Source organism: Paenibacillus silvae, from assembly GCF_014639235.1.
GTDB classification, from domain to species: domain Bacteria; phylum Bacillota; class Bacilli; order Paenibacillales; family Paenibacillaceae; genus Paenibacillus; species Paenibacillus silvae.
Genome location: NZ_BMFU01000001.1, coordinates 800488 through 818095, shown reverse-complemented (window position 1 = coordinate 818095; position 17608 = coordinate 800488). Strand labels below are relative to the sequence as shown.

The window sequence follows — 17608 nt, the reverse complement described above, 5'->3', positions numbered from 1 at the left end:
GATAACCGCTACTCTCCAGCTCTGTCATGGAGTGGATTGTGTAAGATCTTTAGTTCAACTTATATAGAAATGGAACCTTGTACAGATATTTTAAGGTGATTTTAAAACATAGTTATGAGAAAGGAGTCCACATGAAACCTTTTGTGCTTTATTGCTTGCCTCATGCGGGTGGATCTTCATATTTATTTAATTCCTGGATTAAGGTTTTGGACAAAGAAATAGAATGCATGCCTTTTGAATACCCTGGACGAGGAAAAATGCTGTCAAAATCTCCATACGCCGATATACAGAATGCTTCTATGGACGTGGTGGAACAAATTAAACATACCTTACATGGCAGAGACTATGCGTTATTTGGTCATAGCATGGGGGCATTAATTGCATATGAAACGCTGGATCAAATAAAAAAAGCGGGTATGAATCAACCCGTTCATGTTTATCTTTCTGGGAAAACAGCCCCCTTTCATATAAGAGAGCCGGGGGCACAAAGATATAAGCTGTCTGATGAATTATTTTTGCAGGAGATCGTTCAATTAGGGGGATTACCAGATGAATTCGTTCAAAATAGAGAACTATTAGATTATTTTCTTCCTATAATAAGGGATGATTTCAGATTGGTTGAAACATATAAGTATCAGGTGAGAGAGCCAATAGAACAAGAGGTTTCTATATTATATGGAAGCAAAGACAGTTCAATGATTGGTTCGATAGAGGATTGGAATAGAATATTTAGCAGTACTGTAAACTATTATGCATTTAATGGAGGGCATTTCTTTTATCAAGATTATGTTGAAGAGATTGTTGGCATCATTAATCAGATGTTTAGGGCATTGTCCATTCAAAATTTTTCTTGATGCTTGCTGCATGGGATAAGAGATCTCTTGAGGTGATAAAATGAAGATTCCTGATCCGACATGGGCACGGCTTGGTTTTTTGGAACCGCCGAATTTTGATACATCTGGTCAAGATGTCGGTATCATTATCATTGATCGATTAAAGCCGCATCCTGCTCTACGTCATTTGGGCCATCGACTTAAGTACATTACGGTTCAACCTGATTTGTCTGTACATTGTAACGAGGAAGTGGCTTATCAAGCTTATGCTGACTCTTTCCTGAAAGGACAGGATGAAGGAGCGGGAATGCATGGTTTGCAAACTGTATTGGCACTATCACATGAGCCTTTTGCAATCAACGGAGACATACATATCGGACTTTGCCCTGCGGCCCATATGATTGTGCTTGATCATGGTGCTTTTAGGGAAGGCGAAGGAGAGCGTTTAAAAGCAGGTGTGGATTGGATATTGGAGCAAAAGGCATGGAATTGCAAAATTATTCTGAGTACAGGCTGGCATGCTTCGGAAGATATCGTTCTTCTGAGAAACAGTCAGGAGCATTCCACGGTCCGGGCTTTACAATCCGCTGTGCAGAAAGGTGTGCTGGTGGTCTGTGCCAATGGAAATACGAGATTAGGAAATGTGATGCCGCCAATCGACTATTTTGCGGTGGGCGGTTACGATGATTGTGGAACCAGGGACCGTTATGTGCACATACCATTTCCCGATGAACCCTTCGGCAGAAATGGAGACGGGCACTTCAGGCCGGACATTTTAGCACCAAGGCTTCATTTAACCTTACCGTTTTGTGAATCTGTCACATGTGAAGAGGGGCAGGTTTCCTATTATGGAGGAACCTCTGGAGCAGCCACGCTAATAGCGGGTGCTGCCACATATTTATTTTCAAAATACCCAGGGTTAAATAAAGAGCACCTGTGCAGTACACTCCTGCGTCATGCAGACCCGTTTGTAGACTATGAAAATAATGCTCCCAGAGTTAATGTGGGCAGAGCCATAAGAAGTCTGGAATTCGAAGGACAACCAGAACAACGCATCCTTTGGAAATCGAGTGTGAAATCAGATGCAGTTAAGCCTTCAATTCGATCTTCTGATGAAGTCGAGAGAGGTCTGGCTTTATCCCGGCTCGTCGAGCAAGAGCAAATAAACAGGGAGGAACTATGGCGATATTCGCGAGATACATCTTCAATCGTTAGAAAGATTGCAGTCCATGCTCTGATGAAGCCGAAGGATGCAGAGGAAAGAGCTTTATATTGGAAGCAACTTCGTATGGAGCATGAAGGGGGAGTTCGAGGTTGGTATGCATACGGGCTTTTGCAGGATGCCAATGAAACGGAGGTACACCTGTGGATTCCGTGGTCTATAGATATTAACTGGGCAGTAAGATGGTGTGTGAGTGAATATGTTTCAAAGTATAAGGAACTTTTTCCACAACTTGAGAAAACCGATGCTCCTGGGCTGATTCAGGTGAAGGCTAGGGATGTATTGAGGTGGCTTGAACTTCAAAAATAATAAAAGAACCACGATTCAACTCTGTCAGGTGGAATTGAGTCGTGATTCTTTTTACCTTGGTACAATGAAGGATATCGTGGTTCCTTCGCCGGATATACTTTGAATCGTCAGGCCTTGACCGTAAATTTTCTTGAGTCGTCGATCTGTATTGGTTATTCCGACACCGGATATTCCTGCTTTTTTCCTGCTGTCGAATAGCGAGGAGCGTGTTTTCTCATCCATACCGATACCGTTATCTTGAATGACGAATTGAACATAATCCTGTTTTTTTATAGCCGAAATGGTTAGCTTACCTCCTCTTGCACGCTTCAATATTCCGTGACGAATTGCATTTTCTGCAAGAGGCTGGATTGTTAATGGTGGAAGCCTAACATTCAGATCATCCGCAAAGTTCCATTCTACCTCCAATCGTTCTCCGAACCGTTCTTGTTCGATATATAAATATGCTCGCAGTAAATCAAGCTCATGAGACAGGGGTACCAAGCGTTCTAAATTATTCGAGTTAAAACTTCCCTTCAGATAATCACCAAATGCCTCAAGAAGTTTAATCATGCGATCAGAATCAATCACACTAAGCGAAACGATAGAATTGATGGTGTTAAATAAGAAATGAGGCTGAATCTGAGCCTGTAGCCATGCAGCTTCCATACGCAATTGCTCGTCAACGGATTGTTTAAAATGAATTAACGCACGAATTCTTGACTGTAGCTCCAGCATTTCAACCGGTTTGGTCAAATAATCATTTGCTCCGGCAAGAAAGCCTGTATGAATATCTTCAGGTCTGTTCCTTGCTGTCAATAGCAATATCGGCAGTTCGAAAATAGTAAATTTTTTACGTATCCTTTCCGTAAGCTCATAACCGGACATTTCGGGCATCATGACATCCGTGATAACCAGATCCCACTGATTATGGGATACTTCTCGCAGGGCATCATCAGCATTCGTTACCGCGATAACCTTATAGTGATCAAGTTCAATTAAAGACTTAATAACTTTCAAGTTGATGGCATCGTCATCCACTAAAAGAATGGATCCTGCGATACGGTCGATCTCGTGCATATTTTCTGAAGAGAACGCAGACTCCATATTGCCAATTATTGCGTGTTGTCCTGATAGAACGATAGAATCATCCATGATCTTAACGTTGTCCAAGGCTTTGGTGGCAGAGGCCAAAGGTAGGGTGAAAGTAAAAACTGATCCTTCTCCCACTACAGATCTAAGCTCCAATGTTCCGCCATGGAGTTCAACTAAATTTTTGCATATGCTGAGACCCAGGCCTAAACCGCTGCCTTGAGATGTGATGCTGGAATCAGCTTGTTCGTACGGATAGAAAATCCTTTGTTGCATTTTCTCGTGAATCCCGATGCCTGTATCGATAATATGGATGTGAGCATATTCATTCACGATTTCTGCATGAAGTGAAACATGTCCCTCTTTAGTGAATTTCAAAGCATTGTGCACTAAATTAAATATAATTTGAGTAAGGCGATTCTCATCTGCTGCCACGTTAGGCAATGAATCGGGAATCTCGTTCCGTAGCTGCACATTTCTGTTCGCTGTCATGTAGTTCAGCATGTGAACAACGACTTTTGCTATTGAAGGCAACGACACACTTGTTGTATCCAGTGTTAGCCGGCTATCTTTAAGAAGGGAAATATCAATCAGGTCATCAAGCAGATGTGACATTCTTTGTCCAATTTTGGCAATCAGCTTCAAATCTTCATGATCAGGTGCATCCAGCTTGCTGCTCCTTCTAACGATGATGGATTGAGTCATATTAATGATCGCATGAAGCGGGTTGCGAAGCTCATGTGACGTATTAGCAAGAAACTCATCTTTTTGCTTGTCTACTTTCTTGAGCACCTCCGCTTGTTTTTCGGCACGAATTGCAGTTTTAGTAAAGCGTACAAACCAGAAAGAGGCAAAAACAACAAAGGCTACTATAAGATCAATGGGGTAAAACGGCAAATCTTGATTCATCCATGACTTGAACAGTCCGCTGAATACCATATTGAATGATACGGCAACGCCGGCAAGTAATATGGAAATAGCGGCTTCTTGACCTGTTCTCACAGCCTGTCTTGAAATAATAGGTACAAGTAAAATGGCGGAAAACATGAAAATACTTAAAATCTTTGAGCTATAATCCAACCAAGCAAGAGGAAAGAAAAGGGTTGCAATTATATAGGTATAAAAGAAAATAGAGAAGCCGGAAATAAATTTTCTGAAATTATTCACCCTTAGTAAGTGCTTTGTACATAACACTAAACAGTATGAAAGGGCTGAGTACCCAATAATTCTCATACGTATCGCCCATTCAAAATTGATCGGGAGCCAACGGAGCATCATTCTGTCGTCATCTAATAACGTAACAAGTAAGGCAAAACAAATAATTCCGGCAAAATAAAAAAGTTCCTTCTTTCGGTGGCCGACGAAAAGCAGGATTATGACATACAACATGTGAAGCAGCAAAATAATAGCTACTAGCAATTGCATGTTTTCACTAAAATGTACTTCATTAATAACTGCGGATTGAGACCCAAATTTGATGGATTCAATAATGCCACCTTTGTTGTGATAGTGGAAATTACTTACATGAATGATAATATCCATTGTGGACTGATCCACAGTAAAGTTACCTGTATACGGTACGACCTTGGAAATTGTTCGAATCGCCGTTTCATCAGGAGACCCCGATGCATATAAAAGCTTGCCATTCACATAAATGCGATAAGCTGATTTAATTTGAGGAATGTGAATCCCGTAGGATGTATTTGATTTGGGTAGTTGTACTTGTAGTCGATATGTACCGAAATTGGCTCCTGAACTTGTATCATTGTATGTACCGGGAACAATTGTCGAATTGGCGGCATTAAATGTATCACTAATGGCTATGTCAGGGGAAATGAAGGTTTCGGGGTAGAAGTCCCATTCTCCATTCAGTGTAATTGTATGTTTATCATCAAAAACCCAGTTGGATAAATCAAATTTTCCCTGTGCTGCATGGGGCTGATTGGGCGGAGAGAACTCCGTATACCATAACAGTCTCATTCCAATTAAAGCTGCGGAGTAGATTAGGATTAACCAGGCTATTTTATGTTTTGCTAAGTTTTTTTGAGTACGCGTGAGCAATTTCAACATGAACAATCCTTTTCAAACGTAATAGGTAGGGTCAGCAAACATTCTTATCATTTTAAGCTTTAAGGGAGTTGGTGTTTTTGCCATTCCTTGAACCAGTGTTGAATATCGTCTCTTACACGATCATTCACATTAATGGTATGATTTCGTTGATGCGATGCATTGTTTTGGACAACCGTTCAAAACGAATTGGCTTGACAATATAATCAATTGCGTTTAAATCAAAGCCCTCGACAGCGTATTCTTGATTAGCGGTAATAAATACGACCTTCAGATCAGGATTATATTCCAGCAATCTTTCTGCGAGTTCAATTCCATTTATCTCGGGCAGCTCAATATCAATAAACGCTATATCCACTTTGGTATGCTTCACTAATTCGATGGCATCGTAAGGGTTAGTGAGTTTACTGATGATTTCCAGGATGGAATGGTCCATCTTCAATAATTGAAACTCCAAATAAGACAAGGCTAACAGTTCATCGTCAATAAGAATAGCTTTCATTTCAAAATACTCCTTATATAGAGTCTATTTAATATATCTATTTTATCATGGATGTTGAATAAGGACATGACAAAAAAGCCTCTTTCTCCAACACTCTCTTTCAAAAGAGGATTTTGGAAAAGGGGCTTTTTCATATCCGATCTGATCAATGAATAATAATGAAAGTGTTGATTACTCCACGCCGTCCTTAAAATGTTTGTTCCAATGTTTGTCGCCTTTATGCAAAATGTCTTCGACTGTTTTTTCCAGCGTAGTCAGAAGCTGAGCTCTGACATCAAGTACGGTTTCTCTGTACAAACGCTCTTCCGATCCGACAATTTTATCGCCGTATAACGCTTGTGCAGCAACATATTTGCGGTGCTCTTCAACCAGTGTATCGATGGATTCCAAAGCGTGCTCCACAAAATGGGAAATGCTTTGATATTCTTTTGGCATTTGTTCTTTTAATTGTTGAATTTTCGCTAGAGCTGGCATGCTCATCACCTCGTGTTATGAATGTAAATTTACAATACACTATTTTCATGAAAATTGCATTAAAAAAACCTTAAGATTTGAACAAATTTCGACTTTTTTTATTTTTGGCTCAGTAAAAGCACTTGGCTATAATGTATGCCATTGCATTTGTTTTGAGTCGTGTAAGTACTGGAATCCCTAAAGCCAGACGTCTGGTGACTACGTTTGCATTTTCTGTTATTCTTAGATAAGATTCAGCGGCCCCTATACATAAGCCGTTATTTTGTGATGGAAAATTAAAATATACTTAACTTTGCAACAATTTTATCGATGATCACGTCAGTAAGGTTGCAGGGAGAGGGGGATCCTTTGTGGTAGAGCCGGAACTCATCAGAGCCGCTCAATCGGGCGATCGCGACGCTCTAATTACCCTATTGCGGGAGATTGAACAGCATGTCTATCGTACCGCATATTACATTCTAAATAATGAACAGGATGCCTTGGATGCTGCGCAGGAAGCGTTGATCCGAATTTACACCAAGATTAATTCTTATGAAGAGAAAGCCCAGTTCAAAACCTGGGTGCAGCGCATCGTTACCAACATCTGTATTGACAAGTTCAGAAGAACCAAGCCATCCGTATCCATTGATGAGCATGAAATGGTTTTTCAGGATAAACAGAATGTGGAATTCGAAGTGATGTCCACTTATGTGGCGAAGGATATACAAGAAGCGATCAACAAGCTGCCAGAGCATCATCGGACCGTCATTGTTCTGAGATATTTGCAGGATTTATCCTACAACGAAATTGCGGATTGTCTCGATCTTCCGCTCAATACGGTGAAGTCTTACTTATTTAGAGCCAGACAACAGTTACAGAATCTACTACAGGAGTATCAGAAAGGTGGTGTGACAGGATGAAATGCGAAGAGGTGGTGGAATGGATGCACCGGTATCTGGATCATGATCTGAGCGAGGCGGAAGCGACGCAAATGCTGCAGCATGTGGCCAAGTGTCCGGAGTGCGCCGAAAATTTTAGCATGCTTAGAGCTCTATCCAGAGAACTGGAAGATTTGCCGAAAGTAAGCCCCAGGTTCAGTCTGGTTGATGCAATTATGCCTCAATTGGATGCAATTGATGAAGCACGCAAGGAACAAAGCAGCACTGTGCAAGAAATGAGTCCTGTCCCTGCGGCGTTTGAGAATTTGCAGCGTTCCAGTTCAGGAGAGCGAAAAGCAAAAACCAAATGGTTTAATTCGATGGCAGGTCGCATGTCGATGGGTGCAACAGCGGCTGCTGTTGTATTAGGTTTCGCCATATTTGGTTATAAGCCGGAACAGATCGAGAATGCAGACTCTATGATGATGAAGTCGGGGGCATCCCAAGAAAGCAATGCTGGTCAGTCTGCTCTGAGCATGGAAGTGAATAATGACCAAGGCAGCTCACCTTCTCAGGAAGATGGAAGTGTAACTGCACCTGATTCAAATGATTCGCTTCAGGAACGTTCTGAACAGCCGCAAGCAGATCAGCCCGAAGCAGGTAATGGTACTGAAACGCAAGCACCTGATCATCAGGCGGATCAGAAACCTGTGGAACCTTCTACCAGAGGAGCGGATGCCCCAGATCAAGGAAAGCAGGAAAGCAGCCCTTCGGTGGATGCGGCCCCTTCCCAGAAAAATGAGAAACCGAATCAGGGCCTAGATCAGAAGCAGCCTGGAACCAATGCTGGTAATGGGGCTGATTCAAATGCCATGGACCCAAAAAGCATGCCTGAACAGAATGATCAAGCAGACGAGACCTTTTCAGCCCAAACGATAATTCCTAATGAGGATGCACCGGCTCGAGGAATAACCAACAATGACTCCGGAGCGGGTGGGGATACGGCTGACGGACAACAATCGCAAGGGTTAACGGCCACTGATCCGGGAAATACAGGATCGGATGCAACAACTGCAAAAGAATGGAAATCGCCTGACGGAGCGTATGTAGTTATGCTGATGGGTGACCAGTTAAGTGTTTATGCAAAATCTGCCAATGATCCAGATATGCTGAATCTGATTGAGCAGCGGAATATAGAGGGAACGTTGAAATCCGCAAGCTGGTCCCAGGATGGTAAACAGTTCAGCTATGAAACGGACAAAGACGGAACAACAACGAAGAATTCATTCAAGCCGAATGCAGCTTCGGAAACACCGCCTGCAAAATAAGCCTGAAATCTCAAGTAAAACCTATTTTATTACAACAAAGAACCTTTCGTTATGACAAGCATATACTAAAATTAACTACAGAGTATTCGATCACTGATCCAACTGACGTCGTATGACCGCGCACTGGTTATTTCTAGAATGGCTGGTGTTTGCGTTTATATAGATGCAGAACGGGGGCCTTTATCCATAAACGGATGAAGGTCCCTTTGTTGTCTTGTGTTTTTTCTGGTAGGATAAGAGGCATAAGGAGGCACGGTGAATGGATGTCAAAAGTGCAACAAAGGCAATACGCAGTGGAGATCCGGCGTCAATCTACGTGTTGTACGGAACGGAGAAGTATCAGATCCAGCAATTTACGGAGATGCTGAAAACACAGGTCATTGAAGAGGAGCATCAGGATTTTGCTGTCATTCCTTATGATCTCTCCGAAACACCGATTGAAGCTGTTGTGGAAGAAGCAGAAACGGTTCCCTTTCTCGTTCCGCGTAAATTGATTATTGTCAGGGACACCAGCTTGTTTACTGCGGGCAAAGAAGCGAAAATAGAGCATCAGGTCGATCGTTTGATTACATATATGGATAATCCGGCTGAGTACAGCACGATCGTTTTTTTGGCGCAGGGCGATAAGCTGGACGAGCGGAAAAAGCTGGTGAAGGCTGCCAAGAAACAGGCGGTTGTATTAGCGTTTGCTCCGTTAAGTGGAGAAGAACTAGTGCAGTGGATTGTGAAGCTTGCGAAGCAGCGGGATGTTGCCTTAGAAGCGGGCGCAGCAGATACGCTGATCAGTTACGCTGGAACGGGGCTGCAGACGTTATCTGCCGAGGTGGACAAGCTTTGTTTGTTTGCTGGCAGCGGCGGCACGATTCGACGTGCAGATATTGAGTCACTCGTGGCGCGAAGCACCGAACAAAACGTGTTTGCATTGGTGGAGGAGTTAGCGAATTTGAGGCTGGAAAAGGCGCTTGCACTCTTCTATGAGCTGCTTAAGCAGCGAGAGGAGCCAATCAAAATCGCAGCGCTCATCGCCCGTCAATTTCGCATCATGATTCAGGTGAAGGAATTGGGGCAGCAAAGCTACTCACAGCAGCAGATTGCCAGTCAGCTCGGACTGCACCCGTATGCCGTGAAAATCGCCGGGGAACAGGCTCGCAAATTTGAAGCGGACCGTCTGCGCAAAATTCTCAGTCACTTGAGCGAACTCGATTATCAGATGAAAACGGGTGCTGTGGACAAAGTGCTGGGTCTGGAGCTGTTTTTGTTAAGACTTGGCGCGTGATGGTTATGTAAAACTATCAAGGGAATAATCGCAAAAAAACAACCTGTGCGTTTTCCGAAGTAAAGTATGCAGATGAATTCTGACATACGGCTTGGAATTGGCCTCAGGTTGGTTTTTTATTGCTATGTTTTTGTGTCTTCTCGGCGGAACAGATGCTAAAAAATCCTGAAAGCCCATGCTGTTCAGGATTTTTCCATTGGTTCGTATAAGTAACGCTTCTTACGCTTGTGCGGAAAGAGCGTTCAGTTTTTTCGCCAAGCGAGACTTTTTGCGTGCAGCTGCATTTTTGTGAACCAGACCTTTAGTTACAGCCTTGTCCAGCTTTTTGGAAGCAGCTTGAATCGCAGCTTTCGCAGTTTCAACTTCGTTGCTTACCAGAGCAGCATCAGCAGCTTTAACAGCTGTGCGGAGTGCAGACTTCTGAGAAGCGTTGAGTGCGCGGCGCTTGTCGCTCGTTTTTACGCGTTTAACAGCGGATTTGATGTTTGGCATTACATTCACCTCCTGTAAGGCATTCGCATGAATACAAACGTTTCACAACTTAAAATATTCTATCACGCTAGAATGTAAATTGCAACAGATTTTGCATGGTTGTTCAGCAGAGTGCATAAAGCCCGTCTTTTTCCCACACAATATGCTCAAATGGTTCAAGGGAGGCAGCGAAAGATGACATTGGATTTGCAAAACTACACCGTGCGCACCGATTTGGCGATTGAATCGAAAGAAATGGCACAAGGCAGCCAGAAACAAACGATTCCCGGACTGCGTGAAGATGTGGATACCAAAGATGGCATTACGATTACCCGCATAGATGTTCTGAATGATGAAGCCGCAAAAGCGATTGGGCGTGTTAAAGGTCACTATGTCACACTCGAGGTGCCTTCCCTTCGTAACGGGGATACCGATCTGCAGGAGCGGGTAGCTGCGGAATTCACACGTGAAATGGAAAATTTTATGCTGAAGGCCGGAATTAATAAAACATCCAAAGTGCTGATTGTAGGCTTGGGTAACCTGAATGTGACCCCGGATTCTCTCGGCCCATTAGTTGTGGAAAATTTAATGGTCACTCGCCAGTATTTCGAACTGGTACCTGATCAGGTAGCCCCCGGATATCGTGAGGTCAGCGCGATTGCTCCGGGTGTGCTTGGTACAACGGGGATTGAGTCGAGTGACATTGTGCAGGGCATTGTTGAACGTACCCGCCCTGATGCGATTATCGCTATTGATGCACTGGCCTCCCGCTCTCTTGAACGTGTGAACACTACCATTCAGGTGGCGGATATTGGTATTCATCCAGGCTCTGGCATCGGTAACAAACGTCGCGGATTAACGAAGGAAATTCTGGGTGTTCCTTGCATTGCTATTGGCGTGCCAACCGTATGTTATGCCTCCACCATCGTTAATAACGTCATTGAGATGATGCGTTCTCATTTCCGGCAGGAAACGGATCAGACGAAACAAATCATGGGTATGCTCGATGACATCAGTGAAGCAGATCGTTTAAGTCTGGTAAAAGAAGTGCTTGAACCGCTCGGACATGACCTCATCGTGACACCGAAGGAGATTGACGAGTTTATCGAAGGCATCGCCAACGTTATCGCTACCGGCCTGAATGCTGCACTGCACGAAGCTGTACATCCAGGAAACGTTGCGGCGTATACGCATTAGGAAAGCTCCCGTACCTCTGCATATCCTTTCAAGGGAACTTCCCTCATTTCTCCATATCTGCTTCTAAAATGAACAGCCATGAAGAAGGTCCGAATCTAGCGGGCTTTCTTTTTTTGTTCAAGTAATCTTTCTACTTCCTGTTCTATCAATTTGCGCACGCTCATAGAGTTGAAGTATAAGAGTTGTCCAGCAAGGGAAGGAGACAGAAGAATGAACAAGATCCTGGCATGGAACATCGGCAAGTGGAAAAAAAGATGTCTGCATGTGCTGGCCATGGGCCGTACACTATTGTTGCTTATGATAATATCCGCCCTCTTTTTTGTTGCACTGGGGCTTGGTGGAATGGCCGAAAAACGGCTGAACAGCTCACCCGTTTCTTCAATGAAAGGATTCGCAGGATCGGTCTCCAGTCGATTTTTTGTAGATATGCTGGGCATGGAGATGCCTCATCTAACCCAAAAGGAGCAGAATTCTGCGATCTCCGGTGAAAATCTGACCTCTTTTGTATTTCAACTGCTGACTAACGTCAATCCGCAGGACCCGAAAAGCCTGATTGCACGTGAGATGCCGGGCATGGGGACAAATCAGCCGGTCCTGCTCCGGCCCGGGTCGGGAAATACGAAGGCAGAAGCGCCCGAAGATTATCAGCCGGGTCCGGGACTTACCGAAACAGCCTCATCAGGCGAAGGCAATCCTGAAAGTGACCTGCATCTTCCTCCGGGTCAGGACAACACCCCCTCTTCGGGGGGAGACAACACAGATTCCGGCGAGGATAATGGAGATCCCCCATCCAAAGGCAGCGGACAAGACAAGGGCAATGCTGCTATTGCTAAAAAGTCGGTACTAATCTATCATTCGCATCCGCGTGAAGGGTATAATCCACTGCTCGGCACGAATAGTGACAATCCTTCCTCCGGCAAGCCGACGGGCAATGTTTTTCAAGTAGGGACGTATCTGTCTGACAGCTTGCAGAAGCTCGGTATTGGAGTTGAACATGCGCAGGAGGATTACCAGACCAAAGTAAAAGATTATAACTGGAACTTCTCTTATAAATATTCGAGGCAAACCGTAAAGGCAGCGCTCGCTCAGAATGATGACTTGACGTATCTGATTGATATTCACCGTGATTCACAGCGGCATAAAAAAACAACAACAATGATCGGTGATCAGAGCTATGCCAAGGTATACTTCATCATCGGTCATGAGAATCCGAACTGGCGCAAGAATGAAGCCTTTGCTGCCAAAATTCATAAAAAACTGGAGGCGAAATATCCAGGAGTGTCCCGAGGGGTGTGGGGTAAAAATGGTGGTGGAGGCAACAATGGAGAATATAATCAGACGCTTTCACCGAACAGCATTTTGATCGAAATCGGGGGCATCGACAATACGGCGGCCGAGCTCAAACGAACGTCCAAAGTTCTCGCTGACATGATCGCAGAAGTGTACTGGGAAGAGCAGAACGTGGATAAAGCCAGCGCAAAGCCAGCATCCAAGAACGGGTAGTGAGCTAGTAATCTCGTGATCCCGGAACAGACTTGAATTCTATTTATCCTATACAAGAGGGAGGAAGACAAGATGTCCAGATTCGGCAAAAAGATGTTATCTGTCAGCGTGCTTATGCTGCTCGGCGTGCTGCTTGGCATGCAGCTGGCGGGTAATGGTTTTCAGAAGAACAAACCTGTCGAAAGCATTCCGGCAATGGCTACTACTACTGAATCGACTCAGGTGCAAAATGAGTCTGCACCTGCTGGAACTGCTCCATCTGAGGTGAAGAAGCAGCCTTTTGTTCCTGTCCAGACTCCAAGTCAGGTGCTTGGAGCAGATCAACATAAACCTCCAGTCGATGTGCTCGCAGACAAAACAGCGGGCCTGCTGCAGAACCTGTCGAACAGCGGCATCAAGTGGGTCGTCTCTCTTTTTGGCGGAGTTGATGAATAGAAGTGGAGGGGAAGGATGAATAGAAGCTGATAAAATAACGGTAAACTAAACTTTCAGGACGTTAATCCAGTGTGCTTTGTTATGAAGTTGAACATGATGGGATTGATGCACCTTGCAGCAACTGTTATAATGAAGTGATTGACACTAGGCTGTTTCTGGGGGTAAGGAATGACTGACATTCGGGAAAGACAACGTAAAATTCGTAACTTTTCAATTATTGCACATATAGATCACGGTAAATCAACACTTGCGGACCGGATCTTGGAGTACACAGGTGCGCTGACGTCACGTGAAATGCAGGAGCAAGTGCTGGATCAGATGGATCTGGAGCGTGAACGTGGAATTACGATCAAGCTGCAGGCAGTTGCTTTGAATTACAAAGCGGACGATGGAGAAGAATACCTGCTGAATCTCATTGACACACCAGGACACGTAGACTTTACGTACGAGGTATCACGAAGTCTTGCTGCTTGTGAAGGGGCATTGCTCGTTGTTGATGCCGCTCAAGGGATTGAAGCCCAGACGCTGGCTAACGTATACCTTGCACTGGATAACAATCTGGAGATTCTTCCGGTCATCAACAAAATTGACTTGCCAAGTGCTGACCCGGAGCGGGTGAAGCAGGAAGTTGAAGACGTCATCGGTCTGGATACAAGCAACGCTGTACTCGCATCAGCTAAGGCGGGTATTGGTATCAAAGAGATTCTGGAGCAAGTGGTACAGAGTGTACCTGCACCGGTAGGTGATCCGGACCAGCCGCTGAAAGCGCTGATCTTTGACTCGCACTACGATCCTTACAAAGGGGTTATCGTGTACGTACGTGTTATTGATGGCAAAATTAAAGCAGGCTCCAAAATTAAAATGATGGCGACAAACAAATCGTTTGAAGTTATCGAAGTTGGTGCGTTCAAGCCACGTATGACGATTGTGGACGAGCTGAACGTGGGTGACGTAGGATTCATCGTTGCGGGTATCCGTCATGTAGGCGATACACAGGTCGGGGATACCGTTACCGATGCAAAAAATCCAACTCCTGAACCACTTCCGGGTTATCGTAAAATTAATCCAATGGTATACTGCGGTCTGTATCCGATTGAGACTTCGGACTATGTAGATCTGCGTGAAGCATTGGAGAAGCTGCAGCTGAACGATGCATCGCTCAGCTTTGAGCCGGAAACTTCCAGTGCTCTGGGCTTTGGATTCCGCTGCGGATTCCTGGGTTTGCTGCATATGGACGTTATTCAGGAGCGGATCGAGCGTGAATTCAACATTCCGTTGATCACTACGGCCCCGAGCGTAATTTACCACGTAACGTTGACCAATGGTGAGATGATTCAGATTGATAATCCATCCAACTATCCTGAAGTAGGACGGATTGATTACGTGGAGGAGCCTTATGTGAAGGCTTCAATCATCGTACCGAATGATTATGTGGGAACGATTATGGAGCTGTGCCAGAATAAACGCGGCGAATTTATTAATATGGAATATATGGATACAACGCGGGTTACGATTACATATGAGATCCCGTTGTCCGAGATCGTATATGATTTCTTCGACCAGCTGAAGTCAAGCACCAAAGGTTATGCTTCCTTCGACTACGAGCTGTCCGGCTATCGCCAGTCCAATCTGGTGAAAATGGACATTCTGCTCAATGGCGAACAGGTCGATGCCTTATCCTTTATCGTTCACAGAGACCGCGCATACAACCGCGGCCGTATTATCTGTGAGAAGCTGCGCGAGCTGATTCCGCGGCAAATGTTTGAAGTGCCGATTCAGGCATCTGTAGGCACCAAGGTTGTTGCCCGTGAAACGGTTAAAGCGATGCGTAAAAACGTACTTGCCAAGTGTTACGGTGGTGACATCTCGCGGAAACGGAAGCTGCTTGAGAAGCAGAAGGAAGGTAAGAAGCGGATGAAGCAGGTCGGTAACGTAGAGGTGCCGCAGGAGGCATTTATGGCGGTACTGAAAATCGATGATTAATAAGATTAAAATTTAGCTGAAAGGGAAGCCAAATGGCTTCCTTTTTTCAAATAGAGGGGGACTTGCCGTGACACTCGCAGCACACAACCAGAAAACAGGTGCGCCCCAAGCGGTGTACCTTCACATTCCATTTTGTACGAATAAATGTTTTTACTGTGACTTCAATTCTTACGTGCTGAAGGATCAGCCGGTCATGCAATATCTGGAGGCACTCGAGAGGGAAATGGAGCATACCGTCAAGGCGAATCCGCCTGGTGAAATCAAAACCATCTTTGTCGGCGGTGGTACGCCAACCGCACTGAAGCCCGATGAGATGGCGTATTTTCTGCGCTCGGTCAAAACCTACTTCCCGAATTGGGCAGACGACATTGAATTTTCAATGGAAGCTAATCCGGGAACGACGGATGCCGAGAAGCTGGCAGCCATGAAAGAAGGTGGTGTGAACCGGGTCAGCTTTGGCGTGCAGGCATTTCAGAATGAACTGCTGACAGGCATTGGCCGTATTCATAATACGGATGACGTCTATCGCAGTCTGGAGAACGCACGTAAGGCAGGACTGGATAACCTGTCAATTGATCTGATGTTTGGGCTGCCTAACCAGACGGTCGAGATGTTGAACGAAAGCATTGACAGGGCACTCGAACTGGATCTGAAGCATTATTCGATTTATAGCCTGAAGGTAGAAGAGAATACGCTTTTCCATACCCTGTATCAAAAAAATCAACTGCCTCTTCCCCATGAGGATGATGAGCTGCAGATGTATCTTCTATTAATGAAACGCATGAAGGAAGCGGGCTATGAGCAGTATGAGATCAGCAACTTTGCCAAGCCGGGCTTTGAAAGCCGTCATAATATGACCTACTGGCGCAATGAGGATTACTATGGACTCGGTGCGGGTGCGCATGGGTATGTGGGTCGTGAACGCCATATGAATATCAAGGGCATTAATCCTTATGTTGAAGCGTCGCGAGCAGGGCTACCTCGATTGGATCACTTTGAGATCGGACGGGCGGAAGCGATGGAGGATTATCTGATGGTTGGTCTGCGTATGCTGGAAGGCGCTTCGGCATCCCGATTCCACGATCAATTCGGGGAGTCCATGGAGGACGTATTTGCGAAGCCGCTGGGCAAAATGCTACATGCAGGCCTGCTTGAGCGGACAGCAGACGGCTTTAGACTTAGTGAGCAGGGTATTTTGTTCGGTAATGACGTTTTTGCCGAGTTTATCGGCTCCATATCGCTAAATTCGTAGCTTGAAATTCTATACGCTCTGTTGTATATTTATTCATATTGTTTTACAGGGCGTGTCAATTTAACAACTACGAAGCTGGCTTTCCTCGGAAAGCGTCGTTATAGGAGGAGAGCTGGATGTCGGTTATATGCAGAAAAGCTGTACCGGAAGATGTTGAACCACTGTTTGAGATGATTAAAGGATATGCTGAGCGTGGGATCATGCTTCCGCGTTCACGGGAGGTACTGCATCGACAGCTGGAGCATTTTATTGTGGCTGAAGTGGATGGAATTGTGGTGGGCTGCGGCTCGTTATGCCGTCTCGGGAATGATCTGGTGGAAGTCAGATCACTTGGAATCTCGGAAGGCTATAAGGGGCTGGGAATTGGCTCGCGCTTGTTAGATCGGCTTGTAGAAGAAGCAGAGAGACAACAGATTCCGAAGGTGATGGCCCTCACTTATGAAGTTTCCTTTTTTCTGAAAAATGGTTTTGCTGTTGTGGAAAAGGAAATATTCCCGGAAAAGGTGTGGACGGACTGCGTTCATTGCAGCAAGCAGAACTGCTGTGATGAAATTGCTGTATTGAAGGAGCTGAATGTATCAGCTTAGGTTGGCTATTCGTATAATTTAGAGAGATCAGATCACAAGACCAGGAAACCTGCCGGTTTCTATGGGATTGTGGTCTTTTTTTGCCTTCTTTTTTTCATACACTTTTCACACACTTATCCCACTGTTCTCACACAACCTCTTGTTAAGATGAACTTACATAAGCGATCCGCAGTAAAACTATCAGAAGAACAACGATTGAAGCAAAGGCTACAACCGTGCTGAGAGGAAAATGCAGATGGCT

At 44.8% G+C, this 17608-nt stretch carries 15 protein-coding genes; 11 read left to right on the top strand and 4 right to left on the bottom strand.

Annotated elements, in window-relative coordinates:
• Positions 1-131 precede the first annotated feature (131 nt).
• Both IEW26_RS03665 and IEW26_RS03660 read left to right on the top strand, forming a co-directional pair.
• Positions 132-854 (top strand): thioesterase II family protein, encoded by a 723-nt coding sequence (locus tag IEW26_RS03665; protein WP_188591266.1) that lies wholly within the window; start codon positions 132-134, stop codon positions 852-854.
• Positions 855-894: 40 nt separating this feature from the next.
• Complete coding sequence (locus IEW26_RS03660) at positions 895-2364, top strand: S8 family serine peptidase (RefSeq protein WP_188591265.1); 1470 nt, start codon at positions 895-897, stop codon at positions 2362-2364.
• 51 nt (positions 2365-2415) lie between these two features.
• On the opposite strand, the gene IEW26_RS03655 is transcribed toward IEW26_RS03660, so the two are convergent.
• The 3 genes from IEW26_RS03655 to IEW26_RS03645 all read right to left on the bottom strand — a co-directional run bounded on the left by IEW26_RS03655 (position 2416) and on the right by IEW26_RS03645 (position 6478).
• Positions 2416-5505, bottom strand: a complete 3090-nt coding sequence (locus tag IEW26_RS03655; RefSeq protein WP_229729630.1) for a hybrid sensor histidine kinase/response regulator — start codon at positions 5503-5505, stop codon at positions 2416-2418.
• 124 nt (positions 5506-5629) lie between these two features.
• A complete protein-coding gene (locus IEW26_RS03650) occupies positions 5630-6004 on the bottom strand; it encodes a LytR/AlgR family response regulator transcription factor (protein ID WP_188591264.1) in 375 nt (124 codons plus the stop codon).
• 171 nt (positions 6005-6175) lie between these two features.
• Positions 6176-6478, bottom strand: a complete 303-nt coding sequence (locus IEW26_RS03645) for a hypothetical protein (RefSeq protein WP_111272158.1) — start codon at positions 6476-6478, stop codon at positions 6176-6178.
• A 350-nt stretch (positions 6479-6828) separates the two neighbouring features.
• Here IEW26_RS03645 and IEW26_RS03640 point away from each other — a divergent pair, with 350 nt between their 5' ends.
• The 3 genes from IEW26_RS03640 (at position 6829) to holA (ending at position 9939) form a co-directional block, all read left to right on the top strand.
• Positions 6829-7377, top strand: coding sequence for an RNA polymerase sigma factor (locus tag IEW26_RS03640; protein ID WP_111272157.1), 549 nt, complete (start codon positions 6829-6831; stop codon positions 7375-7377).
• Positions 7374-8663, top strand: a complete 1290-nt coding sequence (locus tag IEW26_RS03635; RefSeq protein WP_188591263.1) for a zf-HC2 domain-containing protein — start codon at positions 7374-7376, stop codon at positions 8661-8663. The genes IEW26_RS03640 and IEW26_RS03635 overlap by 4 nt, the downstream gene beginning before the upstream one ends.
• Before the next feature lie 259 nt (positions 8664-8922).
• A complete protein-coding gene (gene holA, locus IEW26_RS03630; protein WP_145404139.1) occupies positions 8923-9939 on the top strand; it encodes a DNA polymerase III subunit delta in 1017 nt (338 codons plus the stop codon).
• A gap of 219 nt (positions 9940-10158) precedes the next feature.
• On the opposite strand, the gene rpsT is transcribed toward holA, so the two are convergent.
• The gene (gene rpsT, locus IEW26_RS03625) at positions 10159-10431 is read right to left on the bottom strand and encodes a 30S ribosomal protein S20 (protein ID WP_090914815.1); all 273 of its coding nucleotides are present in this window, start codon (positions 10429-10431) and stop codon (positions 10159-10161) included.
• A 174-nt stretch (positions 10432-10605) separates the two neighbouring features.
• On the opposite strand from rpsT, the gene gpr reads away from it, so the two are divergent.
• The 6 genes from gpr (at position 10606) to IEW26_RS03595 (ending at position 17367) form a co-directional block, all read left to right on the top strand.
• On the top strand, positions 10606-11607 hold the full coding sequence (gene gpr, locus IEW26_RS03620; RefSeq protein ID WP_188591262.1) for a GPR endopeptidase: 1002 nt from the start codon (positions 10606-10608) through the stop codon (positions 11605-11607).
• A gap of 210 nt (positions 11608-11817) precedes the next feature.
• A complete protein-coding gene (locus tag IEW26_RS03615) occupies positions 11818-13110 on the top strand; it encodes a stage II sporulation protein P (RefSeq protein WP_145404137.1) in 1293 nt (430 codons plus the stop codon).
• A gap of 72 nt (positions 13111-13182) precedes the next feature.
• Positions 13183-13545, top strand: a complete 363-nt coding sequence (locus IEW26_RS03610; protein WP_188591261.1) for a DUF3679 domain-containing protein — start codon at positions 13183-13185, stop codon at positions 13543-13545.
• Between the two features lie 168 nt (positions 13546-13713).
• The gene (gene lepA / locus IEW26_RS03605; protein WP_111272152.1) at positions 13714-15528 is read left to right on the top strand and encodes a translation elongation factor 4; all 1815 of its coding nucleotides are present in this window, start codon (positions 13714-13716) and stop codon (positions 15526-15528) included.
• A 67-nt stretch (positions 15529-15595) separates the two neighbouring features.
• Positions 15596-16780, top strand: a complete 1185-nt coding sequence (gene hemW / locus IEW26_RS03600; RefSeq protein WP_145404136.1) for a radical SAM family heme chaperone HemW — start codon at positions 15596-15598, stop codon at positions 16778-16780.
• A 116-nt stretch (positions 16781-16896) separates the two neighbouring features.
• Positions 16897-17367: an N-acetyltransferase gene (locus IEW26_RS03595; RefSeq protein ID WP_145404135.1), complete on the top strand. Its 471-nt coding sequence runs from the start codon at positions 16897-16899 to the stop codon at positions 17365-17367.
• The last annotated feature ends 241 nt before the right edge of the window (positions 17368-17608 follow it).

Bases quoted from the DNA above. Each gene is read 5' to 3' on its own strand.
- holA (WP_145404139.1), top strand. From the start codon at position 8,923: ATGGATGTCAAAAGTGCAACAAAGGCAATACGCAGTGGAGATCCGGCG.
- IEW26_RS03610 (WP_188591261.1), top strand. From the start codon at position 13,183: ATGTCCAGATTCGGCAAAAAGATGTTATCTGTCAGCGTGCTTATGCTG.
- rpsT (WP_090914815.1), bottom strand. From the start codon at position 10,431: ATGCCAAACATCAAATCCGCTGTTAAACGCGTAAAAACGAGCGACAAG.
- IEW26_RS03645 (WP_111272158.1), bottom strand. From the start codon at position 6,478: ATGCCAGCTCTAGCGAAAATTCAACAATTAAAAGAACAAATGCCAAAA.
- IEW26_RS03665 (WP_188591266.1), top strand. From the start codon at position 132: ATGAAACCTTTTGTGCTTTATTGCTTGCCTCATGCGGGTGGATCTTCA.
- lepA (WP_111272152.1), top strand. From the start codon at position 13,714: ATGACTGACATTCGGGAAAGACAACGTAAAATTCGTAACTTTTCAATT.
- IEW26_RS03635 (WP_188591263.1), top strand. From the start codon at position 7,374: ATGAAATGCGAAGAGGTGGTGGAATGGATGCACCGGTATCTGGATCAT.
- gpr (WP_188591262.1), top strand. From the start codon at position 10,606: ATGACATTGGATTTGCAAAACTACACCGTGCGCACCGATTTGGCGATT.
- IEW26_RS03655 (WP_229729630.1), bottom strand. From the start codon at position 5,505: ATGTTGAAATTGCTCACGCGTACTCAAAAAAACTTAGCAAAACATAAA.
- IEW26_RS03650 (WP_188591264.1), bottom strand. From the start codon at position 6,004: ATGAAAGCTATTCTTATTGACGATGAACTGTTAGCCTTGTCTTATTTG.
- IEW26_RS03660 (WP_188591265.1), top strand. From the start codon at position 895: ATGAAGATTCCTGATCCGACATGGGCACGGCTTGGTTTTTTGGAACCG.
- IEW26_RS03615 (WP_145404137.1), top strand. From the start codon at position 11,818: ATGAACAAGATCCTGGCATGGAACATCGGCAAGTGGAAAAAAAGATGT.
- IEW26_RS03595 (WP_145404135.1), top strand. From the start codon at position 16,897: ATGTCGGTTATATGCAGAAAAGCTGTACCGGAAGATGTTGAACCACTG.